The following is a 26,305-nucleotide window of genomic DNA, read 5'->3' on the forward strand; positions in this document are numbered from 1 at the left end:
CCCAGGGCGGTGAAGATATCAAAGACCCGTTTTCCGGTAAATCGCAATGCGGCTCCGCTTAAGTGAACAGCATTGGGCCCCTAAGGGGGCCTTCCAGTGTACTCAAATCACGACCTCAGGCCAGCCTGAAGGTTTGACGATGGGCGCCAGCATCAGGCCAGCTTGAAGGCCTGGATATGGCTGTCCAGCGTCTGGCTGTGGTGTTCCACCAGTTCGGAGGCATCTTTCAGCTCCCGCAGCACCACGACGGAGCCTTCCACCACCTGTTTGACCTGCTCCAGGTTGGCATTCATCTCTTCGGCGACCGAGCTCTGCTGCTCGGAGGCGGCGGCGATCTGGCGGTTCATGTCGGCCACTCCCTGCACCCGCTGCACTATGGTGTCGAGCTGGGTACCAGCCTGAGTCACCTGCTCCACCCCCTTGTCCGCCTGCTGCACGCTCTCGGCCATCAGGCCGACGGCCTGGCGGGCGTTGCCCTGAAGCTGCTCGATCATCTTCTGGATCTCGACGGTGGCCGCCTGGGCACGGTTCGCGAGTTCGCGCACCTCGGAGGCGACCACGGCAAAACCGCGACCCGCCTCACCGGCGCGGGCGGCCTCGATGGCAGCGTTCAGGGCCAGCAGGTTGGTCTGCTCGGAGATGCTGCGGATGGTGTCCACCACGGAGCCGATGCGATCGACCTCGTGCTCCACTTCGTTGACCACGGTGGAGGAGCGCTGGATGTTGCCGGAGAGAGTGTCGATGGTGTTGACGGTAGCCGCCACGCAGCGGCTGCCCTCCTCGGCCAGCTGGCTGGTTTCGGCGGTGGCGTGGGACGCCTGCTCCGCGTGGTTGGCCACTTCTCGAATGGCACCGACCATCTGGCTCATGGCGCTGGCAAGCTGCTCAATCTGGGTGAACTCCTCGTTGATGGCCTCGTTCGCCTCATCCATGCAGAGAGTCACCTGGGAGGCGATCTCGTTGAGCTCCTTGCAGGCGGCACGCTGGGTCCCGAACACCTCCTTGAGGTTCTCCTGGGAGTGGGCCACCGCCTTGGCGATGTCGCCGAACTCGTCCCGGGACTTGAGCAGCACGCTGTGGCTGAGATCCTTGTTGGCGAAACGCTCCAGCAGCCCCACCAGGTAGTGGACCTGCTTGACCATGAGGCGGGAGCCGGTGAGCAGCAGCACCACGAAGACGACCCCCATGAGCGCCGTCTCCACCAGCCCGGTCCAGAGCAGGCGATCGGCGATGGTGTTGGCCATGGCGGCATCAATGCCCTCGCTGAGCAGGGTCGCTTCCAGGTTGCTGGCATCGAACCAGAGTTTGGCCAGCAGCAGCAGGGTGCTGAACACCATGAGCAGCACCACCTTGGGCACCAGTCGGATGTTGCTCATGCGCCTCTCCAGCGGGTTCAACTGCATAATTTTTCTCCTTTCAACGTCCATTATTCCTTTGCCGTCATAGCTATCGGCATTATCTTCCTTTTTATTAATTTGCACCGTGCTTAAAGTTGGAAAATGTATGCGACATCACTTAACTCATTTGCGTACCATGGATCTGCTGATGGGGTTTCTCTCCGTGATTTCGGTTTGCCTGGTGGCTGCTCGCTGGCTGGGGCACGGTGAACTGAGCCCCCAGACTTTGCAGCTCTTTTATGATGTCGACAGCCTGATCTGCTACTTCTTCCTCGCTCACTTCGCCTATGGCTGGGCGCGTGCCTCCGACAGGATGGCTTTCTTCAAGAGCAACTGGTTCTATCTGCCCGGCAGCCTGCCCATGGTGGAACAACTGCGCTGGGCGCGGCTCATCCAGCTGTGGCGGGTCTACCAGTTGCTCCGGGACAGACCGGATCTGCTGGCCATGTTCCGTCGTGAACGCAACGAAACCACCCTCTCCGGCATTCTCTTCCTCTTCTTCCTGTTGCTGGGGGTCGGCTCCGGCGTCATGTACTGGCTGGAAACGGGGCAACCCGGCAGCCAGATCCAGACTCCTTACGATGCCTTCTGGTGGACGCTGGTGACCCTCTCTACCGTGGGGTACGGGGATCTGGTGCCCAAGACGGAGGAGGGGCGCTTCGTCGCCAGCCTGCTGATCCTCTTTGGCGTGGGGTTGTTTGGCGCCCTCAGCGGCTTCATGGCCAGCCTGTTCGTCCATCCCGGCAAGACCAACGACGACACCGCGGTGTGGCGACGCCAGCAGAGCGAGCAGCAGGCGCAACTGCTCAAAGAGCTCAAGGCCCTGCGCGCCGAGGTGCAGGCGCTGAAACAGAAGTAGGTGCGACGTCTGGAATGGTCGCGTGGCAAACCGGCGGCGCTGCGAGACAGCTCTCACTCGGGGAGATGGCGCTTTTCTTTGCTTGTCCTTTGACCCGCAGGCGGCTTAACATTCGGCCTGCAACCTAATCCAACGAAGAGAATCGATCGACCATGCGCGCCCTTCTCGGGATCCTGATCTGCTTGTGTGCCCAACAGGCACTGGCCGATACCCGCTATGTTTCAGACAACATCTTTACCTATATCCACAACGGTCCGGGTACCAAGTACCGGATCCTCGGCAGCGTCAAGGCCGGTGAGCCGCTGGAGGTCAAGGCGGTAAACCAGGAGGCCGGATTCACCCAGGTGGTGGACGGTCGTGGCCGCGAGGGCTGGATCAAGAACAGCGAGCTGCAGGGGGAGATCAGCCTGCGTGAACGCCTTCCCCAGGTTCAGAAAGAGCTGGACGAAGCCAAGGCCCGTCTGCTGAACCTCAATGGCGACAACGAGAAACGTTTCGCCGAGAAGGATGGCAAGATCGCCGAGCAGAGCAAGGAGATCGCCAGCCTCAAAGCCCGTCTGGACAGCCAGAGCGCCGAGATGAGCAGCCTCAAGGAACAGAACGACGCCCTGACCCAGAGCTATGACAACCGTGAGCACGACATGCAGATGGACTGGTTCATCCGCGGTGGTGCCATGGTGGGGGGCGGCATCCTGCTCGGGATCCTCCTGCCCATGCTCCCGCGCCGTCGCAAGAGCAGCGAGCGCTGGATGAACTGATCGCCCGGGCGGTCAACAGGATGAAAGGTCGCCAGAGGCGGCCTTTTTTCATGGTGTGCCTGGCGAGAAGAGGGCCATGTCGGGGGTCGCCATCGGCCCTTCCCGCTCGTAATATGAGGCAAACGATCCTGTGCCGCGCGCATTCTCAACAAGAGCCTTCATCATATGTCATCAACTGAACAGGCCTTCTGGTTCGTGCTGGGGGGCGATCACCTCGTCCTGCTGGATGAACAGGGGCGCATTCCACAAGGGCCCCGCGCCGTTTTGCCCACCCATCTGCACACTGCCCCCTTCGAGCACTTCGACGAGTTGGACGGCCTGCCTTGCCATCTGCTGGATCTGGAGGCGGAGACCAAGGCCATGGCCCCGCTGCGCCAGCTCATGGTGGCGGGGGACGAAGAGGGCTTTCGCCTCGCTGGACGGGCCTGGCAGCTCGCCACTTTTCGCCGTACCCATCGCTTCTGCGGTGAGTGCGGCGCCCCCATGACCCCGAGGGAAGGGGAGTGGGCCCAGGGGTGTCATCACGGCCATGTCGTCTATCCGCGCATCTCCCCCTGCATCATCGTCGCGGTGCGCAAGGGGCCGGCCATCTTGCTGGCAGCCCACCGCCGTCACTATCAGGCGGATGATCCCATGTATACCGTGCTGGCCGGCTTCGTGGAGGCAGGGGAGAATCTGGAGCAGTGCGTGGCGCGGGAGGTGTTCGAGGAGAGCGGCATCCGGGTGACCAATGTGCGTTACGTGGCGAGCCAGCCCTGGCCCTTCCCCCACAGCCTGATGATGGGCTTCACCGCCGACTACGAGAGCGGCGAGATCCGGGTGCAGGATGACGAACTGGTGGCGGCAGGCTTCTTTGAGGCTGACCGGCTGCCGCGATTGCCCCCTCATGGCACCATAGCGCGCCGGCTCATCGAACAGTGCCTCGCCGAGGCGCGTTGAGGGAAAACAGGGGCGCTTGTATGCGCCCCCTCACATCTTTGCACTCCTGCGGCGATGTGCGGCGTCAGGGGCGCCCTCAGCCTTGCACAAAGTGGTATCATGTCCGCCATTTTATGCGTGACATGACTCAGGAACTGGGATGAAAGAGCTGAAAAACGATCGATACCTGCGTGCCCTGCTGCGCCAGGAAGTGGACATGACCCCGGTATGGATGATGCGTCAGGCTGGCCGTTATCTGCCGGAATACAAGGCGACCCGCGCCGTTGCGGGGGATTTCATGTCCCTGTGTCGCAACGCCGAGCTGGCCTGTGAAGTCACCTTGCAGCCCCTGCGCCGCTATCCACTCGATGCCGCCATTCTCTTCTCCGACATCCTGACCGTGCCCGATGCCATGGGGCTGGGCCTCTACTTCGAACAGGGGGAAGGCCCGCGCTTCGAGCGCCCGATCACCTCCATGGCCGACGTGCAGGCCCTGCCCATCCCGGATCCGGAAGACGAACTCGGCTATGTGATGAATGCGGTGCGCACCATCCGCCGCGAGCTCAAGGGCGACGTGCCGCTCATCGGCTTCTCCGGCAGCCCCTGGACCCTGGCCACCTACATGGTGGAGGGGGGCAGCTCCAAGGCGTTCACCAAGATCAAGAAGATGATGTATGCAGAGCCGCAGACCCTGCATCTGCTGCTCGACAAGCTGGCGGACAGCGTGATTAGCTATCTCAACGCCCAGATCAGGGCGGGTGCCCAGGCGGTCATGGTATTCGACACCTGGGGCGGCGTGCTCACCCCGCGCGATTACCGCGACTTCTCCCTGCAGTACATGCACAAGATCGTCGATGGCCTGATCCGTGAACATGAGGGCCGCCGTGTGCCGGTCACCCTGTTCACCAAGAACGGCGGCCAGTGGCTGGAGCAGATCGCCGCCACCGGCTGCGATGCCCTGGGGCTGGACTGGACCACCGACATCGCGGACGCCAAGCGCCGGGTCGGCGACAAGGTGGCGCTGCAGGGCAACATGGACCCCTCCATGCTCTACGCCACCCCGGAGCGGATCCGCGAAGAGGTCGCCACCATTCTGGCCGGTTTCGGTCATGGCAACGGTCATGTCTTCAACCTGGGGCACGGTATCCATCAGGATGTGGACCCGGAACACGCCGGCGTGTTCGTCAACGCGGTGCATGAGCTCTCCGCCCGGTACCACGGTCGCTGAGGGCGGCAAACAGCGTGATGAACGGGGCCTGCGGGCCCCGTTTTGCTGTCCGTGACACAGGGGGCTGCATCCTGGTTGCGGCTCGGGTTACACTGCACCCCCATGTTGGCAGTCGTGGCCGGGATGGGGTCGTTGAGGGGCAGGAGGCTGGATGGAGAAGCAGGCGTGGGATTGGGGGATCGACCTTGGCGGGACCAAGTGCGAGTGCGTGGTGCTCGATGGCGACGAGGTGTTGCTGCGCCACCGCATTCCCACTGAACGGCACGGCGGCTACCAGCACATGCTGGGCCAGATCGCCAAACTGGTGGACGAGTGTGCCGCCAAACTCGGTCAGCGTCCTGCACTCATCGGCATGGGGACGCCGGGGGCCCGGGACCCCCAGACCGGGCTGCTGAAAAACAGCAACACCACCGAGTTCAACGGCAAGCCGCTCAAGGAAGATCTGGAGCGCAGGCTGGGCGTCCCCGTTCTCATCGCCAACGACGCCAACTGTTTCGCCCTGGCGGAAACCCATCTGGGGGCGGTGCGCCAGCAGCATCCCGATGCAAAAGTGGTGTTTGGCATCATCATGGGCACCGGGGTCGGGGCCGGCATCGTCATCAACGGCCAGATCCTCAACGGTCACCACGGCATCGCCGGGGAGTGGGGGCACAACGTCCTGTTGCCAGAGGGGCCAGAGTGCTACTGCGGCAAGCGCGGCTGCGTCGAAACCCTCATCAGCGGCCCGGCGCTGGAGGCCTGGTACGAGGCCAGGACCAAACGCCGTCTCTCGCTCGCCCAGATTGCTGCGGCCAGTGCCCATGATCACGTCGCCAGGCTCACCATGGACAGGTTGCACCTGCTGTTCGGCCAGGCCCTCGCCAACGTGATCAATATTCTCGATCCGGACGTCATCGTCATCGGTGGCGGCGTGGGCAATGTGCAGAGCCTCTATCGCGCCGGGCGCGAAACGGTATTGCCCTTCCTGTTCAACCCCCGTTTCGCCACCCCCATGATAGCGCCGGCCCTGGGGGACAGCGCCGGGGTATTCGGTGCCGCACTGCTGGCCCGCGGCGTCTTTCGCGAGGCACTGCTCTCGTGAGTCGCCCCTTCCTCCCATCCCTTTGTCGCAGCTAAGGACACAACGTTTCCATGATCAAGATTGCCATCAACGGCTATGGCCGCATCGGCCGCAACGTGCTGCGGGCCCTCTACGAGAGCGGCCGCGACAAGACCATCAAGATAGTGGCCATCAACGAGCTGGCGGCCCCCGAGGCCATGGTGCACCTGACCCGCTTCGACACCAGCCACGGCCGGTTCCGCTATCCGGTGCAACTGGCGGGCAACAGCATGCAGGTGGGGGAGGATCTCATCGCCCTGTTTGCCGAGCGGGATCCGTCGAACTTGCCGTGGCGGGCGCTGGGGGTGGACGTGGTGCTGGACTGCACCGGGGTGTTCGGCTCCCGGGCCGATGCCGAGCTGCATCTGGGGGCGGGAGCGGGCAAGGTGCTCTTCTCCCATCCGGCGGACGCGGATGTGGACGCCACCATCGTCTACGGGGTCAACCACCAGGTGCTGACCGGGCGGGAGCGGATTGTCTCCAACGCCTCCTGCACCACCAACTGCGTGGTCCCCGTCATCGAAACATTGCATCGAGAATTTGAGATAAATTGTGGTACTATTACGACAATTCATTCGGCCATGCACGATCAGCAAGTCATCGATGCCTATCACGGTGACTTGCGCAGAACCCGGGCAGCCAGCCAGTCCATCATCCCGGTGGACACCAAGCTGGCAAAGGGGTTGGAACGTATCCTTCCCCACTTTGCCGGCAAGTTCGAGGCGATCGCGGTGCGGGTACCGACCATCAATGTAACCGCCATGGATCTGAGCATTACTGTTCGTAAAAAAGTGACAGTTAGTGACGTAAATCAAGCCCTGCAACGGGCATCCAGAGGTACATTACACGGTATTCTGGACTACACGGAAGAGCCACTGGTCTCCGTAGACTTTAATCATGATGCACACTCCTGCATCATTGATGGTACCCAGACCCGGGTCAGCGATGCCAACCTCGTCAAGATGTTGATGTGGTGCGATAACGAATGGGGCTTCGCCAACCGCATGCTGGATACCACCCGGGCCATGATGGCCGCAGGCTGAAAGTCTGCACCGGGCGCAAGGTTACTGTTTTTTTAACATTACCTGAAAATATATAGAGGACTGAATATGTCTGTTATCAAGATGACCGACCTGGATCTGGCGGGCAAACGCGTTCTGATCCGTGCTGACCTGAACGTGCCGGTAAAAGACGGCAAGGTCACTTCCGATGCACGTATCGTCGCCACCCTGCCGACCATCAAGCTGGCTCTGGAAAAGGGCGCCAAGCTGATGATCACCTCCCACCTGGGTCGTCCGACCGAGGGTGAATACAACGAAGAATTCTCCCTGGCTCCGGTTGTCAACTATCTGAAAGACGCACTGTCCTGCCCGGTTCGTCTGGCCAAGGATTACCTGGACGGCGTAGACGTCGCCGCCGGTGAGCTGGTCGTGCTGGAAAACTGCCGTTTCAACAAGGGCGAGAAGAAGAACACCGAAGAGCTGGCCAAAAAATACGCCGCCCTGTGTGACGTCTTCGTGATGGATGCGTTCGGTACCGCTCACCGCGCCGAAGGCTCCACCTACGGTGTGGCCCAGTTCGCCCCGGTTGCCTGTGCTGGCCCCCTGCTGGCCGGTGAACTGGAAGCCCTGGGCAAGGCCATGCTGAAGCCCGAGCGCCCCATGGTTGCCATCGTCGGCGGCTCCAAGGTCTCCACCAAACTGACCGTGCTGGAATCCCTCTCCAAGATCGCTGACCAGCTGGTCGTCGGTGGTGGCATCGCCAACACCTTCATCGCCGCTGCCGGTCACAACGTCGGCAAGTCCCTGTGCGAGCACGATCTGATCGACACCGCCAAGAAGCTGGCTGCCGAGACCAACATCCCGGTGACCACCGATGTAGTTGTCGGTGCCGAGTTCTCCGAGTCCACTCCGGCCACCATCAAGTCCGTGTCCGACGTGACCGACGGTGACATGATCTTCGACATCGGCCCGGATTCCGCCAAGGCCCTGGCCGACATCATCATGAACGCCAAGACCATCCTGTGGAACGGCCCGGTCGGTGTGTTCGAGTTCGACCAGTTCGCTGAAGGCACCAAGGTGATCGCCGAAGCCATCGCCGCTTCCCCGGCCTTCTCCATCGCTGGCGGTGGTGACACCCTGGCTGCCATCGACAAGTTCGGCATCGCCGACAAGGTCTCCTACATCTCCACCGGCGGCGGCGCCTTCCTGGAGTTCGTAGAAGGCAAGGTACTGCCGGCTGTCGCGATTCTCGAAGAGCGCGCCAAAGCCTAATTGACCCGGGACGGGGGGCAAAAGCCTCCCGTTTCGTTTATCATGTGGCCGCTGTGCCGGTTCATGATGAACCCCCCACTTTTTATTAACGGCATACGAGACAGGACGATTAAACATGTCTAAGAAAATTTTCGACTTCGTAAAACCCGGCGTGATCACTGGTGATGACGTTCAGAAAGTGTTCGCCATCGCCAAGGAAAACGGCTTCGCTCTGCCGGCCGTCAACTGCGTCGGTACCGACTCCGTGAACGCCGTGCTGGAAGCTGCTGCCAAGGTCAAAGCCCCGGTTATCGTACAGTTCTCCAACGGTGGTGCCGTGTTCACCGCCGGCAAGGGTCTGAAGCTGGAAGGCCAGCAAGCTGCCATCCTGGGTGCCATCTCCGGTGCCAAGCACGTGCACGCCGTTGCCGAAGCCTACGGTGTTCCCGTGATCCTGCACACCGACCACGCCGCCAAGAAGCTGCTGCCGTGGATCGACGGTCTGCTGGATGCCGGTGAGAAGCACTTTGCTGAAACCGGCAAGCCGCTGTTCTCCTCCCATATGCTGGATCTGTCCGAAGAGTCTCTGGAAGAGAACATCGACATCTGCTGCGAGTACCTGACCCGCATGGCCAAGATGAACATGACTCTGGAGCTGGAACTGGGCTGCACCGGCGGTGAAGAAGACGGCGTGGACAACAGCCACCTGGACCAATCCTCCCTGTACACCCAGCCGGAAGACGTGGCCTACGCCTACGAGCGTCTGTCCAAGATCAGCCCGCGCTTCACCATCGCTGCCTCCTTCGGCAACGTACACGGTGTATACAAGCCGGGTAACGTCAAGCTGACTCCGAAGATCCTGGACAACTCCCAGAAGTACGTCTCCGAGAAGTTCGGTCTGCCTGCCAAGTCCCTGGACTTCGTGTTCCACGGTGGCTCCGGCTCTACCCTGGAAGAGATCCGCGAATCCATCTCCTACGGCGTGGTGAAGATGAACATCGACACCGACACCCAGTGGGCGACCTGGGAAGGCGTGCTGAACTTCTACAAGTCCAACGAAGCCTACCTGCAAGGCCAGCTGGGCAACCCGGAAGGTGCCGACAAGCCGAACAAGAAGTTCTACGATCCGCGCGTATGGCTGCGTGCCGGTCAGACTTCCATGATCGCGCGTCTGGAGAAGGCCTTCTCCGACCTGAACGCCATCGACGTACTGTAACTCGCAGCACCTTGATTGCATGAAAAGGCGCCCTTCGGGGCGCCTTTTGCATTTCTGTGATCCTGACGGGCTGGATTGGGGATGGGGGGCTGGGTATTATCGATGACACCCGTTTAATTTAGTAAACGAATGCAACCAGGCAGGATGCTGAGCATGCAGACAGGAAGACAGGGACATCAGGAACACACGGCCTCCTATTACGCGGCCACTCGCAACGACCATCGGCAGTGGCCCGAGCTCAGTGGTGAGCTGGATGCGGACGTCTGCGTCATCGGTGGCGGTTTCACCGGCCTCAACACCGCCATCAACCTGGCCGATGCCGGTTACAAGGTGGTGTTGCTGGAGGCCAACCGCATCGGCTGGGGAGCGTCGGGGCGCAACGGCGGCCAGCTGATCCGCGGCATCGGCCACGATACCAGCCAGTTCGCCCGCTGGATTGGCGAGGCGGGCGTGCGGGAGCTGGATCTGATGGGGATCGAAGCGGTGCAGCTGGTGCGCGAGCGGGTCGAGCGTTTCAATATCGAGTGCGATCTCACCTGGGGCTATTGCGATCTCGCCACCAAGGCGCGTCACCTGAAGGGGTTCGAGGAGGATGCCGAGCACCTGGCGAGCCTGGGTTACCGGCACGCACTGAAAATGGTGGCACGGGAGGAGATGCACACCGTGGTCGGATCGGATCGCTATATCGGCGGGATGATCGACATGGGCTCCGGTCACCTGCATCCTCTCAACCTGGCCCTCGGCGAAGCGCGTGCGGCAGCCAGTCTCGGGGTCTCCCTGTTCGAACACTCAAGGGTGACCCACATCGACTACGGCGAGCGGGTCGAGGTGACCACGGCCCACGGCCGGGTCAGCGCGGACTACCTGGTGATCGGCTGCAACGCTTACCTGGGCGACCTCCAGCCCGATCTCGGGGGCAAGGTGCTGCCGGCGGGCTCCTACATTCTCGCCACCCAGGTGCTGGAGAAGCGCCTGCGCCAGCGCTTGCTGCCACAGAACATGGCGGTGTGCGATCAGAACGTGGCGCTCGACTACTATCGGCTGTCGGCGGACGGTCGCCTGCTGTTTGGCGGGGCCTGCAACTACTCGGGCCGTGACCCCCGCGACATCAAGGCCTTCATGCTGCCCAAGCTGCTGCGGGTCTTCCCCGAGCTCGCGGGTACCGCCATCGAGTTCCAGTGGGGAGGCATGATAGGCATAGGCGCCAACCGGCTGCCCCAGATAGGCCGCCTCGAGCAGCATCCCAACGTCTTCTATGCCCAGGCCTATTCGGGCCATGGCCTCAATGCCACCCACATGGCGGGCAAGCTGGTGGCGGAGGCGATCAAGGGGGAGAGCCGGGGCTTCGATCTCTTCAGCCGCGTCCCTCACATGACCTTCCCGGGTGGCCCGGCGTTGCGCTCTCCGTTGCTGGCGCTCGGGATGCTCTGGTATCGGCTGAAGGATCTGCTCTAAGGGGAGGGGGGCTCGGGATTATCCCTGCTGGGTCGCGTCTGACTCGGCCAGGCGCCAGCCCTGCTCCGTCTTCATCATCCAGACCTGGGTCTCCTGTGCCAGGGCCTGGCCTGCCTCGAAGTCGCCATATTTGCGCTCGAGCTCCATCAGCCCCATCTCCTGCTGGAAGGGGCCGACCCTGTCATAGACCAGATCCTCGTCGTGCAGCACCTGCAACTGATCCAGTCCCTGCTTGAAGTGGAGCTGGTAGCTCACCTTGACCAGATAGACCCCCTCCATCCGCTCCTCCTTGCCGAGCACGGCGAAGTCGCGGATGTCGAACAGGTCAGCATCTGTGCCCGCCTGCAACCTGGCGGTGACCTGGCTCTGGATGGTCTCTTCACCGGGACCTGCGTTGCAGCCATAAAGCCAGAGGGCCAGCAGGGGGATGAACCACTTTTTCATCAAAACTCCGGATGATGCGAGACAGGAGGGGCAAAGTTTGCCACGGTACGGGCCAGATACAAGGGATAGCCAGAAAAATCAGCAGTCTATGGCAGGTCCGAGGTAAGGGGACGGCGAACGATGCAGGTCATGACCAGGGTATCGCCGCTGAACCCGGCGATCTGTTTGCGATCTACTTGCTGGAAGCCGTGCTTGGTCCAAAAATGCAGGGCTGGCAGGTTGGTTTCTATGACCCCGAGCCGCATGTTGGTGCAACCCCAGTTTGCCGCCATCTCCATGAGCCGTAGGACGACTTGGCTGCCGATGCCACGGCCTTGCCTGCACTCCTTCAACAGCAGCAGACCGAGATAGGCGGTATCCGGTGTGGGATAGCCACGGATGAGATCGACGCAGCCAAGCAATTCTTCCCCCTCCAGCACGGCCAGCACAAACTTGTCCTCTTGCCCCATCCCCGGTGGACAGACCTTGAGTATCTCTTCGGCATCCGCAGGGACAGGCCCCTTGCTTTCGGTCAGCCAGCTGTAGGCTGGGGCTGCCATGACAACTTCCTCCAGCCAGCCCCTGTGCTCTGGGTGAAACGCTGACAGACGCCGGAGCTCCATCTAGCGCAGCTTGTCCAGCTGGCCGAGAAATTCGGCAGGCCCCATGAAGCCGGTCACCCGCTGGCCGTTCACCTCGTTACCATCGCGATCGAAGAAGAGGAGGGTCGGCAATCCCAGCACGTTGAGGCCGTTGAGCAGATCCACGTCGGCGTCGTCGTTGGCGGTGACGTCCGCCTGCAGCAGCACCATCTCGCTGAAGCGCGCCTGCACATCGGGGTTGCTGAAGGTCTTGTGCTCGAACTCCTTGCAGGCCACGCACCAGTCGGCGTAGAGATCCAGCAGCACCGGCTTGCCGCGGGCGGCGGCAAGCTGCACCTTGAGATCGTCCAGGGTCTTGATGCGGATGAATCGGGGGGCCTGGGTCTGGGCGGCGGCATTGGCCCCCTCGGGTGGCAGCAGCAGATCCTTGCCCACCACCACCAGGCCCATCATCCCCAGCAGCAGGATGAAGCCGCCGAGGCTCTTGCCCACCGAATGGGCGCGATGCTGGTTGTGGTGATAGAGATAACCGCACAGCACCAGCCCCCAGCCAAGCCAGAGCAGGGTGGCGACGAGGTCGCTCAGGAGCCTTGAGAGCAGCAGGATGGGCACCGCCAGCAGCGCAAACCCGAAGAGTTGCTTGATCACATCCATCCAGGCGCCGGCCCTGGGCAGCAGCTTGCCGCCAGAGGTGCCTAGCAAGAGCAGCGGCAGCCCCATGCCCAGGGAGAGGGCATAGAGGGCCGCACCGCCGAGCCAGAGATCGCCACTCTGGGCCACGTAGATAAGGGCCCCGGAGAGCGGCGCCGTGGTGCAGGGAGAGCAGACCAGTCCCGAGATCATGCCCATGATGGCGACGCCGGCCACGGATCCGCCCTGCTGGCGGTTGGAGAAGCCCGAGAGACGGGTTTGCAGGCTGCTCGGCAGTTGCAGGGTGTAGAGCCCGAACATGGAGAGGGCGAGCAGCACGAACATCACCGAGAGGCCGATGAGCACATAGGGGTGCTGCAGGGCCGCCTGGAATTGCAGGCCCGCCGAGGCGACGACGAGCCCGAGCAGGGTATAGGTGACCGCCATCCCCTGCACATAGACAAAGGAGAGCAGGAAGGCGCGACGGGTGGAGAGGCGATGCCCGGCCCCGGCGATGATCCCGGTCAGGATGGGATACATGGGGAAGACGCAGGGGGTGAAGGCGAGGCCGAGACCCAGGGCGAAGAAGGCGGCGACGCTGATCCAGAACCCCTGGCTGCCGAGGGCGGCCGCCAGCCTGTCCTGCTGGCTGCCCGGCACGTCGGTGCCCTGAAGGCTGGTCACCGCTTCCGCCCGGGCGGGGGCGGCGAGGGGCTCGACGGCGATCCGCTTGTCGGTGGGTGGGTAGCAGAGTCCCTCGGTGCAGCCCTGGTAACTCAGAGTGAGGCTGGCCGCGTCCCCGACCCGGGTCAGCGCCACGGGGATCTGCACCTCCTGGTAATAGACCCGGCTCTTGCCGAAGAAGTCATCCTCGTGCTCGGTGCCGGGGGGCAGGACGGGCTCGTCGAAGGCGAGGTTCTCTCCCTTCACACGGATGCTGTGGCGATAGAGGTAGTAGCCGTCGGCGATGCGTATCCGGAGCAGCAGCCGATCACCCTGTTGTTCGCTCTCGAGGGCGAAGGCCTGATCCACCTTGAGGAATCTGGGCTGGGTCTCGATGCCGAGGCTGCCGAGCAGATCCTGGCTGCTGGCCCGGGCGGGGGCCGTCGTCAGGACGCAGAGCAGGCCCAGCAGCATCAGCAGGAAGGAGAGGGGGCGAGAGGCGGTCATGAGGTCTCCTGTGTCAACCAGTCGAGATAGGCAGGGTGGCCCTGGCTTGCCGGGAGCGCCAGGATCTCCGGTACCTCGTAGGGATGGTGGGCGAGAATGCACTGGCGCAGGGGCTCGAACAGCGCGGCCCGACTCGTGATGACGAGCTGGATCTCCCGGGTTCGTTCCGTCTTGCCCTGCCAGCGATAGACGGAGGTGACCCCGGGCAGCTGGTTGATGCAGGCGGCGAGGCGCTGGTCGAGCAGCTGCTCGCAGAGGCGGTCTGCACTGGTCTCGTCGGGGCAGGTGCAGAGCACCAGAATGGCGTCGGTCATAGGGATGGACGGTCTCGGCAACGGGGCGCACGGGCCCCCTGGATCAGCCGTTACTATACCGGGCCGGGGGGCAAATAGCACCCAGCCCCCCGCACCCGGAATAAGTCATGCGCCCGAGATGGACGCTGTGAAAAGGACAGGGCAGAATGAGCGGGCTTGTTCCAATTCTACGTAAGGAAATGTATGACCCAACAGAATGAGCAGCAGAGAAACCGCATGTTGAGCCTGTTGCGTGAAGGGGAGCGCCGCATGCTGGTGCAACTGGCCGGTCTGCTGCGTACCAGTGTCGACGAGATCAATGCGGAGCTGGAAAAAGAGGAGCTGTTGTCGGCGTTGGAGCAACCCATCACGGTGGAGTACCTCAACGGCGTGGTGCAGCATCATCTGTTCGAACGCCTGCACAAGGGGGACATGGTGGCGGCCCAGCGCATGCTGAACCAGTACCAGAGCGACCTCGAAGCCATGATGCGCCAGGAAACCAGGCAGGACGACACCCCGCCGGAAGAGGTCAAGGCCCAGGCCTGACCCCGCGAGGCCCTCTTCAGCACCATCATGCCATCGCATGATGGTGCCTCGCCCTTACCCCTCGAATCGCTTATCCCAGCGCCTTCTGCACCTGTCCCATGGGAATGGGGAACACCTTGTCGTAACTCCAGTTGTAGACGAAGGCATAGACCAGGTAGAAGAGCACGAAGCCCATATCCAGCACCAGCGCCTCCAGCAGGCCGATGTCGAGCCACCAGGACATCACCGGCAGGGCCACGATCAGCAGGCCCCCCTCGAACCCCATGGTGTGCAGCACACGCTGCCACAGCGCCTTGTGGGTGTGGCCCTGATAGCGCAGCAGCAGCTTGTCCACCCCGATGTTGTAGACATAGTTCCAGACGGTGGCGACCACCGAGAAGAACAGGGCCAGGGGGCCCATGTGGTTGAGCCCGACGCCGGTCACCCAGCTGGCCAGCGGGGCGGCGATCAGCAGGCCAATCAATTCGAAGCCGATGGCGTGGCGCAGGCGGTCACGGGTCGTACGCATGGTCTGTCTCTCTCTTTGGTCAGGGAATGGCGGCAATGTATCGCCAAAACCGGATAGATTCACGTTGGTATCTATCGCTAAAATAGATAGATGTGACGACACAACAGCACGGCGGAGCTGGCTCATGACCCCTTCACTGGAACACTTCAAGGCATTGCTGGCGACGGCCGAGACCGGGTCGTTCTCGGCGGCGGCGCGCAGGCTGGGCAAGGCCCAGTCGGTGGTGAGTGCCGCCATCGCCAATTTGGAGATCGATCTCGGCCTTGCGCTGTTCGATCGCAGCGGCCGCTATCCCGTGCTGACCGAGGCGGGGGCCCGCATCTGTCAGGAGGCGGGGGTGCTGCTGGCCCAGAGCGAGCGACTGCAGGCCATCGCCGGCGAGCTGGCCAACGGCGTCGAGTCGCGCCTCACCCTGGCCATCGACGATGACTCCCACCTGCCCTGGCTTGGTTACCTGCTGGAGGAGTTCGCCAGCCGTTACCCGGCGGTGGAGCTGGAGCTGCTGTTTCCGCTGATGGAAGACGTGACCGAGCTGCTCAAGAGCGGCCGTGCCCAGCTCGGCATCAGCTACCAGAAGGCGCACCCCGAGCGGGAGCTGGTCTCCCGCTCCCTGGGGACGGTCACCATGCCCCTGGTGGTCTCTCCGGATCACCCCCTGGCCCACAAGACGCCGTTGAAGGAGAGCGACCTGCAAGGGGCTCGCCAGTTGATGGTGACTGGACGGCGGGAGGGGACGGAGCGCCATCGCTTCCGCCTCTCGGCGCAAGTGTGGTGGGTGGAGGGGGATCTCGGGATCCTGGAGCTGGTGAAACTGGGGCTGGGATGGGCGGCGGTGCCCGAGTTTCTGCTGCACCGGCCCCTGGCGCGGGGGGAGCTGGTGGTGCTCAAGCCGGACTTCATCGCCGAGGCGGAACTGGCGCTGGAGTTGCAGTGGTATCGCGCCCGCCCGCTCGGGCAGGCGGGGCGCTGGTTGCAGGAGGCACTGCTGGCGCGGGTGCCTCGCTAGGGGGGATTCAGTCGATCAACGCGTAGGGCAGGGGTTGCAAACTGAGGCTGGAGCCCTCTTCCAGCTTGAGGCGGAAGCGGGCGTCGGCCTCGGTGTCCTTGGGCAGCACGGCGGTGAGCCACACCTGACCCTGCTGCTGCCAGGCGTTGAGCACCAGACCGCTGCGGCGCCAGTTGTCACCGAGCTGGATCTCCAGGGTGTCACCGCTGGCCACCTGCGTTGCGGCAGTGCCGCTCAGCACGAAGAGGGCGCGGTTGTTGGCGCCGCGATATTTGGCGCGCGCCACCGTCTCCTGCCCCATGTAGCAGCCCTTGTTGAAGCTGATGCCATCAAGGGCTTGCAGGTTCAGCATCTGGGGGATGTATTCCCCCTGATGGACCGCTTCCAGATGGGGGAGACCGGCTTTGATTTCCAGCCCCCACCAGAGTCCTTCGTCGCCCACCGGCAGGTTCAGGGCCAGCGGGGATGTGCTCGCCAGCAGCCAGCGGTCCGCCTCCACCCTGACTGCCATGCCGCCCTCCACCAGACCGGTGCCGGTCAGCGCGAAGTGCTGTGCCATCCAGTCGTCCGTCCCCTGACCAGCCAGTCCGGTCAGGCTGCCCTGAAACTCGCCGATCTCGACCTTGGCAAAGATCGCAAACTTCTTGAGCTCCGGCAGCTGGCGGGCCAGCACTGACGGCTTGGTCAGCATCAGCAGGCTGTCTTCCAGGCAGAGCAGGCGAAAATCGCTCCACAGCTTGCCCTTGGGATCGCAGTGGCCGCCGAGGGTGCTCTGGCCCGGCTGCAGGGCGTTGACGTCGCAGGTCACCTGACCTTGCAGATACTTGGCGCGATCCGGGCCGCCGAGGCGGGTGATGGCCAGATTGGTCAGGGAAAACAGGGTCGGCTCGGCAGGAAGAAGAGGGGTCGGCAGGCTCACGATGGGATTCCAGAGACAGAAAGTATGTGACCTGCATGGTAAAGACGTAAGGAATGTTTGTCAGCCGGAAAATCCTGCTGCTACCATTCCCCGGTCTTTGTAAGGAGAGTTCCATGTTGAACCCAAGTGAGAAGTCCCGCCTGAAGTGGGCCTGCCGTCGCGGCATGCTCGAGCTGGATGTGATCTTTATGCCCTTCTTTGAGCACGAGTTCGATGGCCTCGGCGAGGCCGAACAGCGCACCTTCATCCGCCTGCTGGAGTGCGAGGATCCCGAGCTGTTCCGCTGGTGCATGGGTCACGGCGTGCCCGAGGATCCCGCTTTTGCCGCCATGATCCCCCTGATCCTCGAGCGCAACCAGGCCCGTCACGATAGCCTGCGCTGAGCCCGACTCGCGACCGCCACCCCTCATGGCCAGCCTCGCGTCTCCCCAGCGGGTAGTGATGCCCGTGATCGCCTCCCGCCAGCAGCGTCTGTTGCTGTGCATCCTGTTTCTGTTGCTGCTCTTGCCCGTCGCCAGCCTGATCCAGGGCTGGCAATGGGGGCTGTTCCTCCCTGTCTGGGGGCTGGGCCTGTGGCGCGCGTTGCGTCGCCATCCGGCGGCGAGCGGCGTGCTCGTCTGGGACGGGGAGTGGCTCGAGTGGCAAGGGGCGCGCCATCGGCTGGATCCCCGCAGCCGCATCCTGCCCGGGGTGCTCTGGTTGCGGCTGAAGACGGTGGGGGGCTCCGAGGGGCAGCTCTGGCTCTTCTCCGATGCCCTGGCCCCTGCACACTACCGCGCCCTGGCCCGCGCCATCCACCTCGCTGTCCGCTAGGGGCGTCTCTCTCTACCTGCTACATCTGCCGCTCATAGCAGATGACCCCGCCTGGGCGGGGTCATCTGGGGGAGGGCATACGCCCGAATCGAACGCAACGACCTTATTCCTGATCCGGCGTCATTCCCGATCCGGGGTCAGCACGGTCGGCTTGGAGTCCGGCTGCATGTCCGGATAATCCAGGTTGTAGTGCAGACCGCGAGACTCCTTGCGCTCCAGGGCGCAGTTGACGATGAGCTCGGCCACCTGCAACAGGTTGCGCAGCTCCAGCAGGTTGTTGGAGACCCGGAAGTTGGCGTAGTACTCCTGCACCTCCTGCTTGAGCAGATCGATGCGACGCTTGGCCCGGGCCAGGCGCTTGTTGGTGCGCACTATGCCCACGTAGTCCCACATCATCAGTCGCAGTTCGTGCCAGTTGTGCTGGATCACCACCTGCTCGTCCGAGTCATCCACCTGGCTCTCGTCCCAGGCCGGCAGGCTGGGGGGCACCACGCTGGTGGGCAGCTTGGCCAGGATGTCGGCTCCCGCCTGATGGGCATAGACCACGCATTCGAGCAGGGAGTTGGAGGCCATGCGATTGGCGCCGTGCAACCCGGTATAGGTCACCTCGCCGATGGCATAGAGGCCGGGGATGTCGGTCTGGCCGTTGTTGTCGATCATCACGCCGCCACAGGTGTAGTGGGCCGCCGGGACGATGGGCATCGCCTCCCTGGTGATGTCGATACCGACCGCGAGGCAGCGCTCATAAATGGTCGGGAAGTGCTTGATGATGAAATCCGCCGGCTTGTGGCTGATGTCCAGATACATGCAATCCGCCCCGAGGCGCTTCATCTCGTGGTCGATGGCGCGGGCGACGATGTCCCGCGGGGCCAGCTCGGCCCGCTCGTCAAACTCCGGCATGAAGCGGCTGCCGTCCGGGCGGCGCAGATAGGCCCCCTCGCCACGCAGCGCCTCGGTCAGCAGGAAGTTGGGGTCGTCCGGGTGGAACAGGCTGGTGGGGTGGAACTGGTTGAACTCCAGGTTCGCTACCCGGCAGCCGGCGCGCCACGCCATGGCGATGCCGTCGCCAGAGCTGACGTCCGGGTTGGAGGTGTACTGGTACACCTTGGAGGCCCCGCCGGTGGCCAGCGCCACGAAGCGGGCGCGGATCACCTCGACCTGCTCGGCGTTGCGATTCCAGACATAGGCTCCCAGTACCTTGTTGCCCGGCAGACCCAACTTGCGGGTGGTGATGAGATCGACCGCGTTGAAGCGCTCCATCAGCTGGATGTTGGGGTGGGCGCGCACCTGGTCGATCAGGGTGAGCTGCACCGCCTTGCCGGTGGCGTCGGCCGCGTGGAAGATGCGTCGATGGCTGTGGCCCCCTTCCCGGGTCAGGTGATAGTGGGATTCCCCCTCGGCATCCTCTTCCTGATCGAAGGGGACCCCTTGCTGAATGAGCCACTGGATGGAGTCGCGGGCGTTGCGGGCGGTGAACTCCACCACCGCCGGGTCGCACAACCCGGCGCCGGCGTTGAGCGTGTCGCTCACGTGGGATTCGATGCTGTCGGTCTCGTCGAACACGGCAGCGATGCCTCCTTGCGCATAGAGAGTGGCCCCCTCACTGATGGGCCCCTTGCTCAGAACCAGGACTTTGGCCTGGTCTGCCAATCGCAACGCGAGGGACAGACCGGCGGCACCGCTGCCAATGATGAGTACGTCGCAAAGGTATTCAACACTTGCTTTCATAAGTATCATTGGCCTGGATTAAGAACTGGCCCCATGGTAGCCCAAGGGGGGTTGTGATGCAGCCCGCATCACATTTTTTTCAATGCAAGCGAACTTTCCCTGATTCCTCCTGTCTGAACTTGTGCGCTTAGAAGGGGCCGGAAAAGAAAAACGATAACCTGATGGGGGTTTTACGGCTCTGATGAGCGACCAGAATCTACTGGACGAACAGCTGGTTGAACGGGTCCAGCGTGGCGATAAAAATGCATTCAACCTGTTGGTACGCAAGTACCAGCACAAGGTGGTCAACCTGGTGGCCAGGTATGTCAACAATCCGGGCGATGTACCGGATGTGGCGCAGGAGGCATTCATCAAAGCCTACCGTGCGTTGCCGACATTCCGTGGCGAGAGCGCGTTTTACACCTGGTTGTACCGGATTGCCGTCAACACGGCCAAAAACTACCTGACGTCACAGGGGCGCAGACCGCCCAGCAGTGATGTCGAAGTGGACGAGGCTGAATATTATGGTGGTGGTGAAGCCCTGCAAGAGGTGGCCACCCCGGAAAACCTGGCGCTGACCGACGAGATCAAGCGTACTGTGTTTACCGCCATAGAAGCCTTGCCAGAAGATTTGAGAACGGCGATCACCCTTCGTGAAATGGAAGGGCTGAGCTACGAGGAGATTGCGGAGATCATGGATTGCCCTGTGGGTACGGTGAGATCCCGCATCTTCCGGGCGAGGGAAGCAATCGATAAAAAGCTGCAACCTCTGATCGAGCATTAACTGGGGAAAGACAGGCAAACTTATGGCAAATAAAGAGCAACTTTCAGCCCTGATGGATGGCGACCTCAGCGAAATCGAGGTACTGAACGAGCTGGGAACGGATCCCGCTCTGCAGGATACCTGGTCGCGTTACCATCTGATCGGTGATGCCATGCGGGGTGACCTGCCGGTCAATCTGCAACTGGATCTCAGCGACAGCATCATGCTGGCGCTGGAGGATGAACCCGCCATACTGGCGCCCAAGCCGGCACAGCCTGCTGCGCCCCAGGTGCAGCCCGCCGGCAAGGTGATCCCCTTCGTTCGCCGCTTTGGCCAGCAAGTGGGGCAGTATGCCATTGCCGCCTCCGTGGCTGCCGCCGTCATCTTCGGCGTGCAGCAGTACCAGGGCAAGGATGGTGTGCCGACCAGCCCGGTGCTCAATACCATACCCGTCGGTGGCAGTGCTGCGCCGGTGAGCGTGCACTATCCCCAGGATGGCAGCCGGACCGGTGTGCGTCAGCAAGGTCTGAGCGAGCAGCAGATGCAGGAGCAGCGCGAGCGCATCAATGCCTTCCTGCGCGACCATCAACTGCAACAGCGTCTGCTGCAAGACAAGCAGATTCAGGAATAACGCATTTTTAGGGATCAGATCGTGCGCCAGTCCAGCCGTATCCTGCTGGCCTCTCTCCTGTTGATTTGTGCCAAGGCCTCGGCTGACGATCTGTCGGCCGAGGCCTTGTTGCAGCAGATGCAGAGTGCCGTTTCGCAACAAAACTTCGAATTGTCCATGGTCAAGGCCCGCCAGGGGCGCCTCGAGCCTATCCGTTTCAGCCACGGGATCATCGATGGCAAGGAGGTGGCTCACTTGAGCTATCTCGACGGCAAGGCCGTGGAGTTCCTGCAACGCCAGAACGAATACACCTTCTTCGAAAACACCCATGAACCCTACACCCTCAAGGGGGCGCGTTTCCCCGGGGTCTGGTCGAGCCTGGTGAGGATGCCGCTGCCCCGGGTGATGGAGAGTTATGACCCCGTGCTGGCGGGCCGCAGCCGGGTGGCCGGCCTGGTGGCACAAGTGGTACGGCTGGTGCCCAAGGAGGCGGACAAGTACGGCTTCGTGCTCTGGATTGACGAACAGAGCCATCTGCTGCTGCGGGTGGACATGGTGGATCGAGAAGGCAATCTGGTGGAGCAGGTGCTGGGGGTGGATCTGGACAGGCAATCTGCGCCGGTCCCCTGGCTGGTCACCCTGGCACGCAGCAAGCTGCCGGATGCGCTGGCGCTGGAAGATGCCTATCCCGCTCCCCAGCAGACCCTCAACTGGCACCTGACCTGGTTGCCCGATGGCTTCAAGGTGCTCTCTCAGGATCGGCATCAGCTGGTCAGCACCAGTCTGCCGGTGGATTACATGATGCTCTCCGACGGGCTGGTGGATCTCTCCGTCTACGTCTCACGGGTCGATCCCAAGCAGGCGGTGCGCCAGCAGTTGATTCGCCAGGGGGCTACCTCGCTGGTGAGCTTCGTCAACGAGGTCGGGGTGGAGATCACCGTGGTGGGCGAGGTGCCCGCCGAAACCGCCAAGCGCATCGCCGAGGCAGTGCAGCCCCTGGCCCGCAACGAGGCGGTGCAGTGAGTCTTTGCCGTGAGACTTGCCCTGAGGGTGCCGCCGTGTTGAGATCCGGTGCATCCACCGCCCCCTGTGAGGAGTCATCAGGTGAGTAACATGAGTGAAGAGCTGGCCACAGTAGTGGCCATCGACGGCAATCACGCCTGGGTGGAGTGCGAGCGGCGATCCGCCTGCAGCGGTTGCCACCAACAATCCAGCTGCGGGACCGGCACCGTCGCCAAGGCCTTTCCCATGAAGGCGCAGCGGCTGCGGGTCGCCCTCACCGGCGATGTGGCGGTGGGCCAGCAGATCCGCCTGGGCATCCCTCAGGCCAGCATCCTGTGCGGTGCGGCCCTGGTGTACGTGTTGCCGCTCTTCTGTCTGATGCTGGGCGCCCTGCTCGGCCAGCTCTGGCTGGTGCCGCTCTTGTCGGCGGGAGAGGGGGTGACCATCCTCTGCTGCCTGCTGGGCGGCGCCATCGGATTTTTACTGGTTCGTTACTTTTCTGACCGGCTCGAGCAGGGGGAATACGGTCCCCGCATGCTCGGGGTGGTGCTCAATACCCGTCATCTCTCTTGAGGAGCCGGGTCTGGCGGAGGGCATCCAGGTGCCCAACGCCCGCCAGACAAGGCGCTATTTGTGGGGCCCGCCGACTAAAGATTGGCCGTCGACCGGGTTATCCAGTAAAATCCTGCCCTCATATCCGACCCTAACTTAATTTTGAGTGATTCTTGCTCGATGAAACACATTCGTAACTTTTCGATTATTGCGCACATCGACCACGGTAAGTCGACCCTGTCGGACCGTCTGATCCAGACTTGCGGCGGCCTGTCCGATCGCGAGATGCAGGCCCAGGTGCTGGACTCCATGGATCTGGAGCGCGAGCGCGGCATTACCATCAAGGCACAGAGTGTGACCCTGAACTACCAGGCACAAGACGGTAACACCTATCAGCTGAACTTTATCGACACCCCGGGCCACGTGGATTTCTCCTACGAGGTTTCTCGCTCCCTGGCTGCCTGTGAAGGGGCACTGCTGGTGGTGGATGCCGGTCAGGGGGTTGAGGCACAGACTCTGGCCAACTGCTACACCGCCATGGAAATGGAGCTGGAAGTGGTGCCGGTGCTGAACAAGATTGACCTGCCGGCCGCAGAGCCCGAGCGGGTTGCCGAGGAGATCGAGGACATCGTCGGCATCGACGCGGTGGACGCGGTGCGCTGCTCCGCCAAGACCGGCCTCGGTGTCGATCTGGTGCTGGAAGAGATCGTCGCCAAGATCCCGTCCCCGGAAGGGGATCCGGAGGCGCCGCTGCAGGCGCTGATCATCGACTCCTGGTTCGACTCCTATCTCGGGGTCGTGTCGCTCGTGCGGATCAAGAATGGTTCCCTGAAGAAGAACGACAAGATCAAGGTGATGAGCACCGGTCAGGTGTGGGGTGTGGATCGCATCGGTATCTTCACGCCGAAGCAGGTGGACACCGACGGCCTGGGTTGTGGCGAGGTAGGTTGGGTCGTCTGCGGCATCAAGGATATCCACGGTGCGCCGGTGGGGGATACCCTGACCCTGGCCAAGCACGGTGCCGAGAAGGCGCTGGCCGGCTTCAAGAAGGTGAAGCCCCAGGTCTATGCGGGCCTGTTCCCCATCTCCAGCGATGACTACGAGTCGTTCCGCGATGCGCTGGAGAAGCTCTCCCTCAACGATGCCTCCCTGTTCTACGAACCGGAGAGCTCCACGGCGCTGGGCTTCGGCTTCCGCTGCGGCTTCCTCGGGATGCTGCACATGGAGATCATCCAGGAGCGTCTGGAGCGTGAATACGATCTGGATCTCATCACCACTGCGCCGACCGTGGTCTACGAGATCGAGCTGAACGATGGCTCCACCATCCACATCGACAGCCCGGCCCAGATGCCCGCCATCAACAACATCAAGGAGATGCGCGAGCCCATCGCCGAATGCCACATCCTGCTGCCGCAGGAGTACATGGGCAACGTCATCACCCTGTGCATCGAGAAGCGCGGCGTACAGACCAACATGGTCTACCACGGCAAGCAGGTGGCGCTGACCTACGAGATCCCGATGGCGGAAGTGGTGCTCGACTTCTTCGACCGTCTGAAGTCCACCAGTCGCGGCTACGCCTCCCTTGACTACGGCTTCAAGCGTTTCGAAACCTCCGACATGGTCCGTCTGGACATCATGATCAACGGCGAGCGGGTCGACGCCCTGGCCATCATCACCCACAAGGAGAACGCCCAGTATCGCGGTCGCCAGGTGGTGGAGAAGATGCGCGAGCTGATCCCGCGCCAGATGTTCGACATCGCCATCCAGGCCGCCATCGGCAACCAGATCATCGCCCGCAGCACCGTCAAGGCATTGCGTAAAGACGTCACCGCCAAGTGCTACGGTGGTGACGTGAGCCGGAAGAAGAAGCTGTTGAACAAGCAGAAAGAAGGCAAAAAGCGGATGAAGTCTCTGGGCCGTGTGGATGTGCCGCAAGAGGCCTTCCTCGCCATTCTCCACGTCGGAAAGGATTAATCGATGGCAAGCACCTTTTCCCTGATCCTCGTCGTCGTCACCCTGCTGACCGGCATCATCTGGACGCTCGACAAGCTGGTCTGGGCCAAGCAGCGGGCGGCCAAGATTGCCGCCGCCCGTGCCAATGCCGGTCCGGATGTGGACGAGAAGACACTGGCCAAGGTGGCCCCCATGCCGGTCTGGATCGAACAGACCGGCGGGGTTTTCCCGGTGATCGCGCTGGTGCTGATCCTGCGCTCCTTCATCTTCGAGCCGTTCCAGATCCCGTCCGGCTCCATGATGCCGACCCTGCTGGTGGGCGACTTCATCCTGGTGGAGAAGTTTGCCTACGGCCTCAAGGACCCGGTGACCAACACCAAGTTCCTCGAGACCGGTGAGCCGAAGCGCGGTGATGTGGTGGTCTTCAAGTATCCGCTGGATACCCGGGTGGACTACATCAAGCGGGTGGTCGGCATGCCCGGCGATCGGGTCATCTATCGCAACAAGGAGCTGATGATCCGGCCCAAGTGCGATGAGCAGGAAGGGAAAACGTGCCCAGGCTTCCAGAAGCTGGACGTCAAGTTCGAGCAGCGCGGCGAGTTCAGCCAGATGGGGATCCCGCTGGATCGCTACACCGAACAGCTGGGCGATGTCTCCCACGAGACCTTGCGCAACCCGCTGATGCCGGACCTGGTGGACCGCTACTATCGCCAGCCCGGGACCTACCCCGACGAGTGGGTAGTGCCGGAAGGCCACTATTTCGTGATGGGTGACAACCGCGACAACAGCACCGACAGCCGTTTCTGGGGTTTCGTGCCCGAGCAGAACCTGGTAGGCAAGGCGGTCGCCATCTGGATCAGTTTCGAATTCGAGCGCGAGGAAGGGTCCAGCTTGCCGAGCTGGGTGCCGACCGGTGTGCGCTTCAACCGCATTGGCGGAATCAAGTAAATGAATATCAAGATGAACAGACTGCAGTCCCGTCTCGGGCATGTCTTTCAGGATCCTGAGCTGCTGACCCGGGCACTGACCCATCGCAGCGCAGGGTCCCGTCACAACGAGCGCCTGGAATTTCTGGGGGACTCCATCCTGAGTCTGGTGATTGCCGATGACCTCTTCCACCGCTTCCCGCAGGCGGCGGAAGGGGATCTCAGCCGGATGCGCGCCACCCTGGTGCGCGAGAAGACGCTGGCCGAGCTGGGCCGGGAATTCGACCTCGGGGATCACCTGATCCTGGGGCCGGGGGAGCTGAAAAGCGGCGGTTTTCGCCGCGAGTCCATCCTGGCCGACACCGTCGAGGCGGTGATCGGCGCCATCTATCTGGACACGGATCTGGAGCGGGTGCGCAGCCTCCTGCTCGGCTGGTATGCCAGCCGCCTTGGCGAGATCAAGCCCGGGATCGAACAGAAGGATCCCAAGACCCGTCTGCAAGAGATCCTGCAGGGCAGCCGCAAATCCCTGCCGACCTACACGGTGACCAACGTCAAGGGCGAGGCCCACAACCAGGAGTTCACCGTCCAGTGCGAAGTGGATGGGCTGGATGGCCCCCTGGTCGGGATCGGCTCCAGCCGCCGCAAGGCCGAACAGGCCGCGGCGCAGCAAGCACTGGAACGGCTGTCATGAGCACCA

General features: G+C 62.6%; 28 protein-coding genes. 20 read left to right on the forward strand and 8 right to left on the reverse strand.

Features of this window, described 5'->3' with window-relative positions:
* Positions 1-152 precede the first annotated feature (152 nt).
* Positions 153-1,403 (reverse strand): methyl-accepting chemotaxis protein, encoded by a 1,251-nt coding sequence (locus PG887_RS06725; RefSeq protein ID WP_270821382.1) that lies wholly within the window; start codon positions 1,401-1,403, stop codon positions 153-155.
* A 100-nt stretch (positions 1,404-1,503) separates the two neighbouring features.
* On the opposite strand from PG887_RS06725, the gene PG887_RS06730 reads away from it, so the two are divergent.
* The 9 genes from PG887_RS06730 to PG887_RS06770 all read left to right on the forward strand — a co-directional run bounded on the left by PG887_RS06730 (position 1,504) and on the right by PG887_RS06770 (position 11,182).
* Positions 1,504-2,256, forward strand: a complete 753-nt coding sequence (locus tag PG887_RS06730) for a potassium channel family protein (RefSeq protein ID WP_029314808.1) — start codon at positions 1,504-1,506, stop codon at positions 2,254-2,256.
* Positions 2,257-2,408: 152 nt separating this feature from the next.
* Complete coding sequence (locus tag PG887_RS06735) at positions 2,409-3,014, forward strand: TIGR04211 family SH3 domain-containing protein (RefSeq protein ID WP_223915461.1); 606 nt, start codon at positions 2,409-2,411, stop codon at positions 3,012-3,014.
* A gap of 165 nt (positions 3,015-3,179) precedes the next feature.
* On the forward strand, positions 3,180-3,953 hold the full coding sequence (gene nudC, locus PG887_RS06740; RefSeq protein ID WP_223915464.1) for an NAD(+) diphosphatase: 774 nt from the start codon (positions 3,180-3,182) through the stop codon (positions 3,951-3,953).
* A 139-nt stretch (positions 3,954-4,092) separates the two neighbouring features.
* Complete coding sequence (gene hemE / locus PG887_RS06745) at positions 4,093-5,160, forward strand: uroporphyrinogen decarboxylase (RefSeq protein ID WP_043154833.1); 1,068 nt, start codon at positions 4,093-4,095, stop codon at positions 5,158-5,160.
* A 151-nt stretch (positions 5,161-5,311) separates the two neighbouring features.
* Positions 5,312-6,241, forward strand: a complete 930-nt coding sequence (locus PG887_RS06750) for an ROK family protein (RefSeq protein WP_043154831.1) — start codon at positions 5,312-5,314, stop codon at positions 6,239-6,241.
* A gap of 50 nt (positions 6,242-6,291) precedes the next feature.
* The gene (gene epd / locus PG887_RS06755; RefSeq protein ID WP_041211676.1) at positions 6,292-7,302 is read left to right on the forward strand and encodes an erythrose-4-phosphate dehydrogenase; all 1,011 of its coding nucleotides are present in this window, start codon (positions 6,292-6,294) and stop codon (positions 7,300-7,302) included.
* A gap of 66 nt (positions 7,303-7,368) precedes the next feature.
* Entirely contained in the window at positions 7,369-8,532 is a 1,164-nt protein-coding gene (locus PG887_RS06760; RefSeq protein ID WP_052815671.1) for a phosphoglycerate kinase, read from the forward strand.
* Between the two features lie 115 nt (positions 8,533-8,647).
* A complete protein-coding gene (fbaA, locus tag PG887_RS06765; protein WP_010675658.1) occupies positions 8,648-9,727 on the forward strand; it encodes a class II fructose-bisphosphate aldolase in 1,080 nt (359 codons plus the stop codon).
* A gap of 153 nt (positions 9,728-9,880) precedes the next feature.
* Positions 9,881-11,182 carry an NAD(P)/FAD-dependent oxidoreductase gene (locus PG887_RS06770; protein WP_041213912.1) on the forward strand — a complete coding sequence of 434 codons (1,302 nt, stop codon included), beginning with the start codon at positions 9,881-9,883 and terminating at the stop codon, positions 11,180-11,182.
* A gap of 18 nt (positions 11,183-11,200) precedes the next feature.
* Here the strand turns inward: PG887_RS06770 and PG887_RS06775 are convergent, their stop codons facing one another.
* The 4 genes from PG887_RS06775 to cutA all read right to left on the reverse strand — a co-directional run bounded on the left by PG887_RS06775 (position 11,201) and on the right by cutA (position 14,321).
* Positions 11,201-11,626, reverse strand: a complete 426-nt coding sequence (locus tag PG887_RS06775) for a hypothetical protein (RefSeq protein ID WP_270821383.1) — start codon at positions 11,624-11,626, stop codon at positions 11,201-11,203.
* A gap of 86 nt (positions 11,627-11,712) precedes the next feature.
* Entirely contained in the window at positions 11,713-12,165 is a 453-nt protein-coding gene (locus PG887_RS06780) for a GNAT family N-acetyltransferase (RefSeq protein ID WP_052224802.1), read from the reverse strand.
* A 63-nt stretch (positions 12,166-12,228) separates the two neighbouring features.
* A complete protein-coding gene (locus PG887_RS06785; protein ID WP_270821384.1) occupies positions 12,229-14,007 on the reverse strand; it encodes a protein-disulfide reductase DsbD in 1,779 nt (592 codons plus the stop codon).
* Positions 14,004-14,321, reverse strand: coding sequence for a divalent-cation tolerance protein CutA (gene cutA / locus PG887_RS06790; protein ID WP_270821385.1), 318 nt, complete (start codon positions 14,319-14,321; stop codon positions 14,004-14,006). Before cutA ends, PG887_RS06785 begins: the two co-directional genes overlap by 4 nt.
* A gap of 183 nt (positions 14,322-14,504) precedes the next feature.
* Between cutA and PG887_RS06795 the strand changes: the two genes are divergently transcribed.
* Positions 14,505-14,846, forward strand: a complete 342-nt coding sequence (locus tag PG887_RS06795) for a hypothetical protein (protein ID WP_010675652.1) — start codon at positions 14,505-14,507, stop codon at positions 14,844-14,846.
* A gap of 70 nt (positions 14,847-14,916) precedes the next feature.
* Here PG887_RS06795 and PG887_RS06800 read toward each other — a convergent pair whose 3' ends face one another.
* A complete protein-coding gene (locus PG887_RS06800; RefSeq protein ID WP_201996509.1) occupies positions 14,917-15,354 on the reverse strand; it encodes a PACE efflux transporter in 438 nt (145 codons plus the stop codon).
* A gap of 124 nt (positions 15,355-15,478) precedes the next feature.
* Between PG887_RS06800 and PG887_RS06805 the strand changes: the two genes are divergently transcribed.
* The gene (locus tag PG887_RS06805) at positions 15,479-16,360 is read left to right on the forward strand and encodes a LysR family transcriptional regulator (RefSeq protein ID WP_270821386.1); all 882 of its coding nucleotides are present in this window, start codon (positions 15,479-15,481) and stop codon (positions 16,358-16,360) included.
* Positions 16,361-16,367: 7 nt separating this feature from the next.
* On the opposite strand, the gene ygfZ is transcribed toward PG887_RS06805, so the two are convergent.
* A complete protein-coding gene (ygfZ, locus tag PG887_RS06810) occupies positions 16,368-17,279 on the reverse strand; it encodes a tRNA-modifying protein YgfZ (protein ID WP_182951366.1) in 912 nt (303 codons plus the stop codon).
* 113 nt (positions 17,280-17,392) lie between these two features.
* On the opposite strand from ygfZ, the gene PG887_RS06815 reads away from it, so the two are divergent.
* Both PG887_RS06815 and PG887_RS06820 read left to right on the forward strand, forming a co-directional pair.
* Complete coding sequence (locus PG887_RS06815) at positions 17,393-17,662, forward strand: FAD assembly factor SdhE (protein ID WP_010675648.1); 270 nt, start codon at positions 17,393-17,395, stop codon at positions 17,660-17,662.
* A 58-nt stretch (positions 17,663-17,720) separates the two neighbouring features.
* On the forward strand, positions 17,721-18,092 hold the full coding sequence (locus tag PG887_RS06820; protein ID WP_270821397.1) for a protein YgfX: 372 nt from the start codon (positions 17,721-17,723) through the stop codon (positions 18,090-18,092).
* A gap of 120 nt (positions 18,093-18,212) precedes the next feature.
* Here PG887_RS06820 and nadB read toward each other — a convergent pair whose 3' ends face one another.
* Positions 18,213-19,820, reverse strand: a complete 1,608-nt coding sequence (nadB, locus tag PG887_RS06825) for an L-aspartate oxidase (protein ID WP_270821387.1) — start codon at positions 19,818-19,820, stop codon at positions 18,213-18,215.
* A gap of 181 nt (positions 19,821-20,001) precedes the next feature.
* On the opposite strand from nadB, the gene rpoE reads away from it, so the two are divergent.
* From rpoE to rnc, 7 genes are all read left to right on the forward strand, one after another.
* Entirely contained in the window at positions 20,002-20,583 is a 582-nt protein-coding gene (gene rpoE / locus PG887_RS06830) for an RNA polymerase sigma factor RpoE (RefSeq protein ID WP_270821388.1), read from the forward strand.
* A 22-nt stretch (positions 20,584-20,605) separates the two neighbouring features.
* Positions 20,606-21,193, forward strand: coding sequence for a sigma-E factor negative regulatory protein (locus tag PG887_RS06835; RefSeq protein ID WP_041211670.1), 588 nt, complete (start codon positions 20,606-20,608; stop codon positions 21,191-21,193).
* A gap of 21 nt (positions 21,194-21,214) precedes the next feature.
* Positions 21,215-22,195, forward strand: a complete 981-nt coding sequence (locus PG887_RS06840) for a MucB/RseB C-terminal domain-containing protein (protein WP_104454755.1) — start codon at positions 21,215-21,217, stop codon at positions 22,193-22,195.
* A gap of 90 nt (positions 22,196-22,285) precedes the next feature.
* Positions 22,286-22,747 (forward strand): SoxR reducing system RseC family protein, encoded by a 462-nt coding sequence (locus PG887_RS06845; RefSeq protein ID WP_270821398.1) that lies wholly within the window; start codon positions 22,286-22,288, stop codon positions 22,745-22,747.
* A gap of 159 nt (positions 22,748-22,906) precedes the next feature.
* Complete coding sequence (lepA, locus tag PG887_RS06850) at positions 22,907-24,700, forward strand: translation elongation factor 4 (RefSeq protein WP_042016225.1); 1,794 nt, start codon at positions 22,907-22,909, stop codon at positions 24,698-24,700.
* Between the two features lie 3 nt (positions 24,701-24,703).
* Positions 24,704-25,627, forward strand: a complete 924-nt coding sequence (lepB, locus tag PG887_RS06855) for a signal peptidase I (RefSeq protein ID WP_010675640.1) — start codon at positions 24,704-24,706, stop codon at positions 25,625-25,627.
* The gene (gene rnc, locus PG887_RS06860; protein ID WP_010675639.1) at positions 25,628-26,299 is read left to right on the forward strand and encodes a ribonuclease III; all 672 of its coding nucleotides are present in this window, start codon (positions 25,628-25,630) and stop codon (positions 26,297-26,299) included.
* The last annotated feature ends 6 nt before the right edge of the window (positions 26,300-26,305 follow it).

The sequence above is a fragment of the Aeromonas sp. QDB14 genome (assembly GCF_027707845.1).
GTDB lineage: Bacteria > Pseudomonadota > Gammaproteobacteria > Enterobacterales > Aeromonadaceae > Aeromonas > Aeromonas caviae.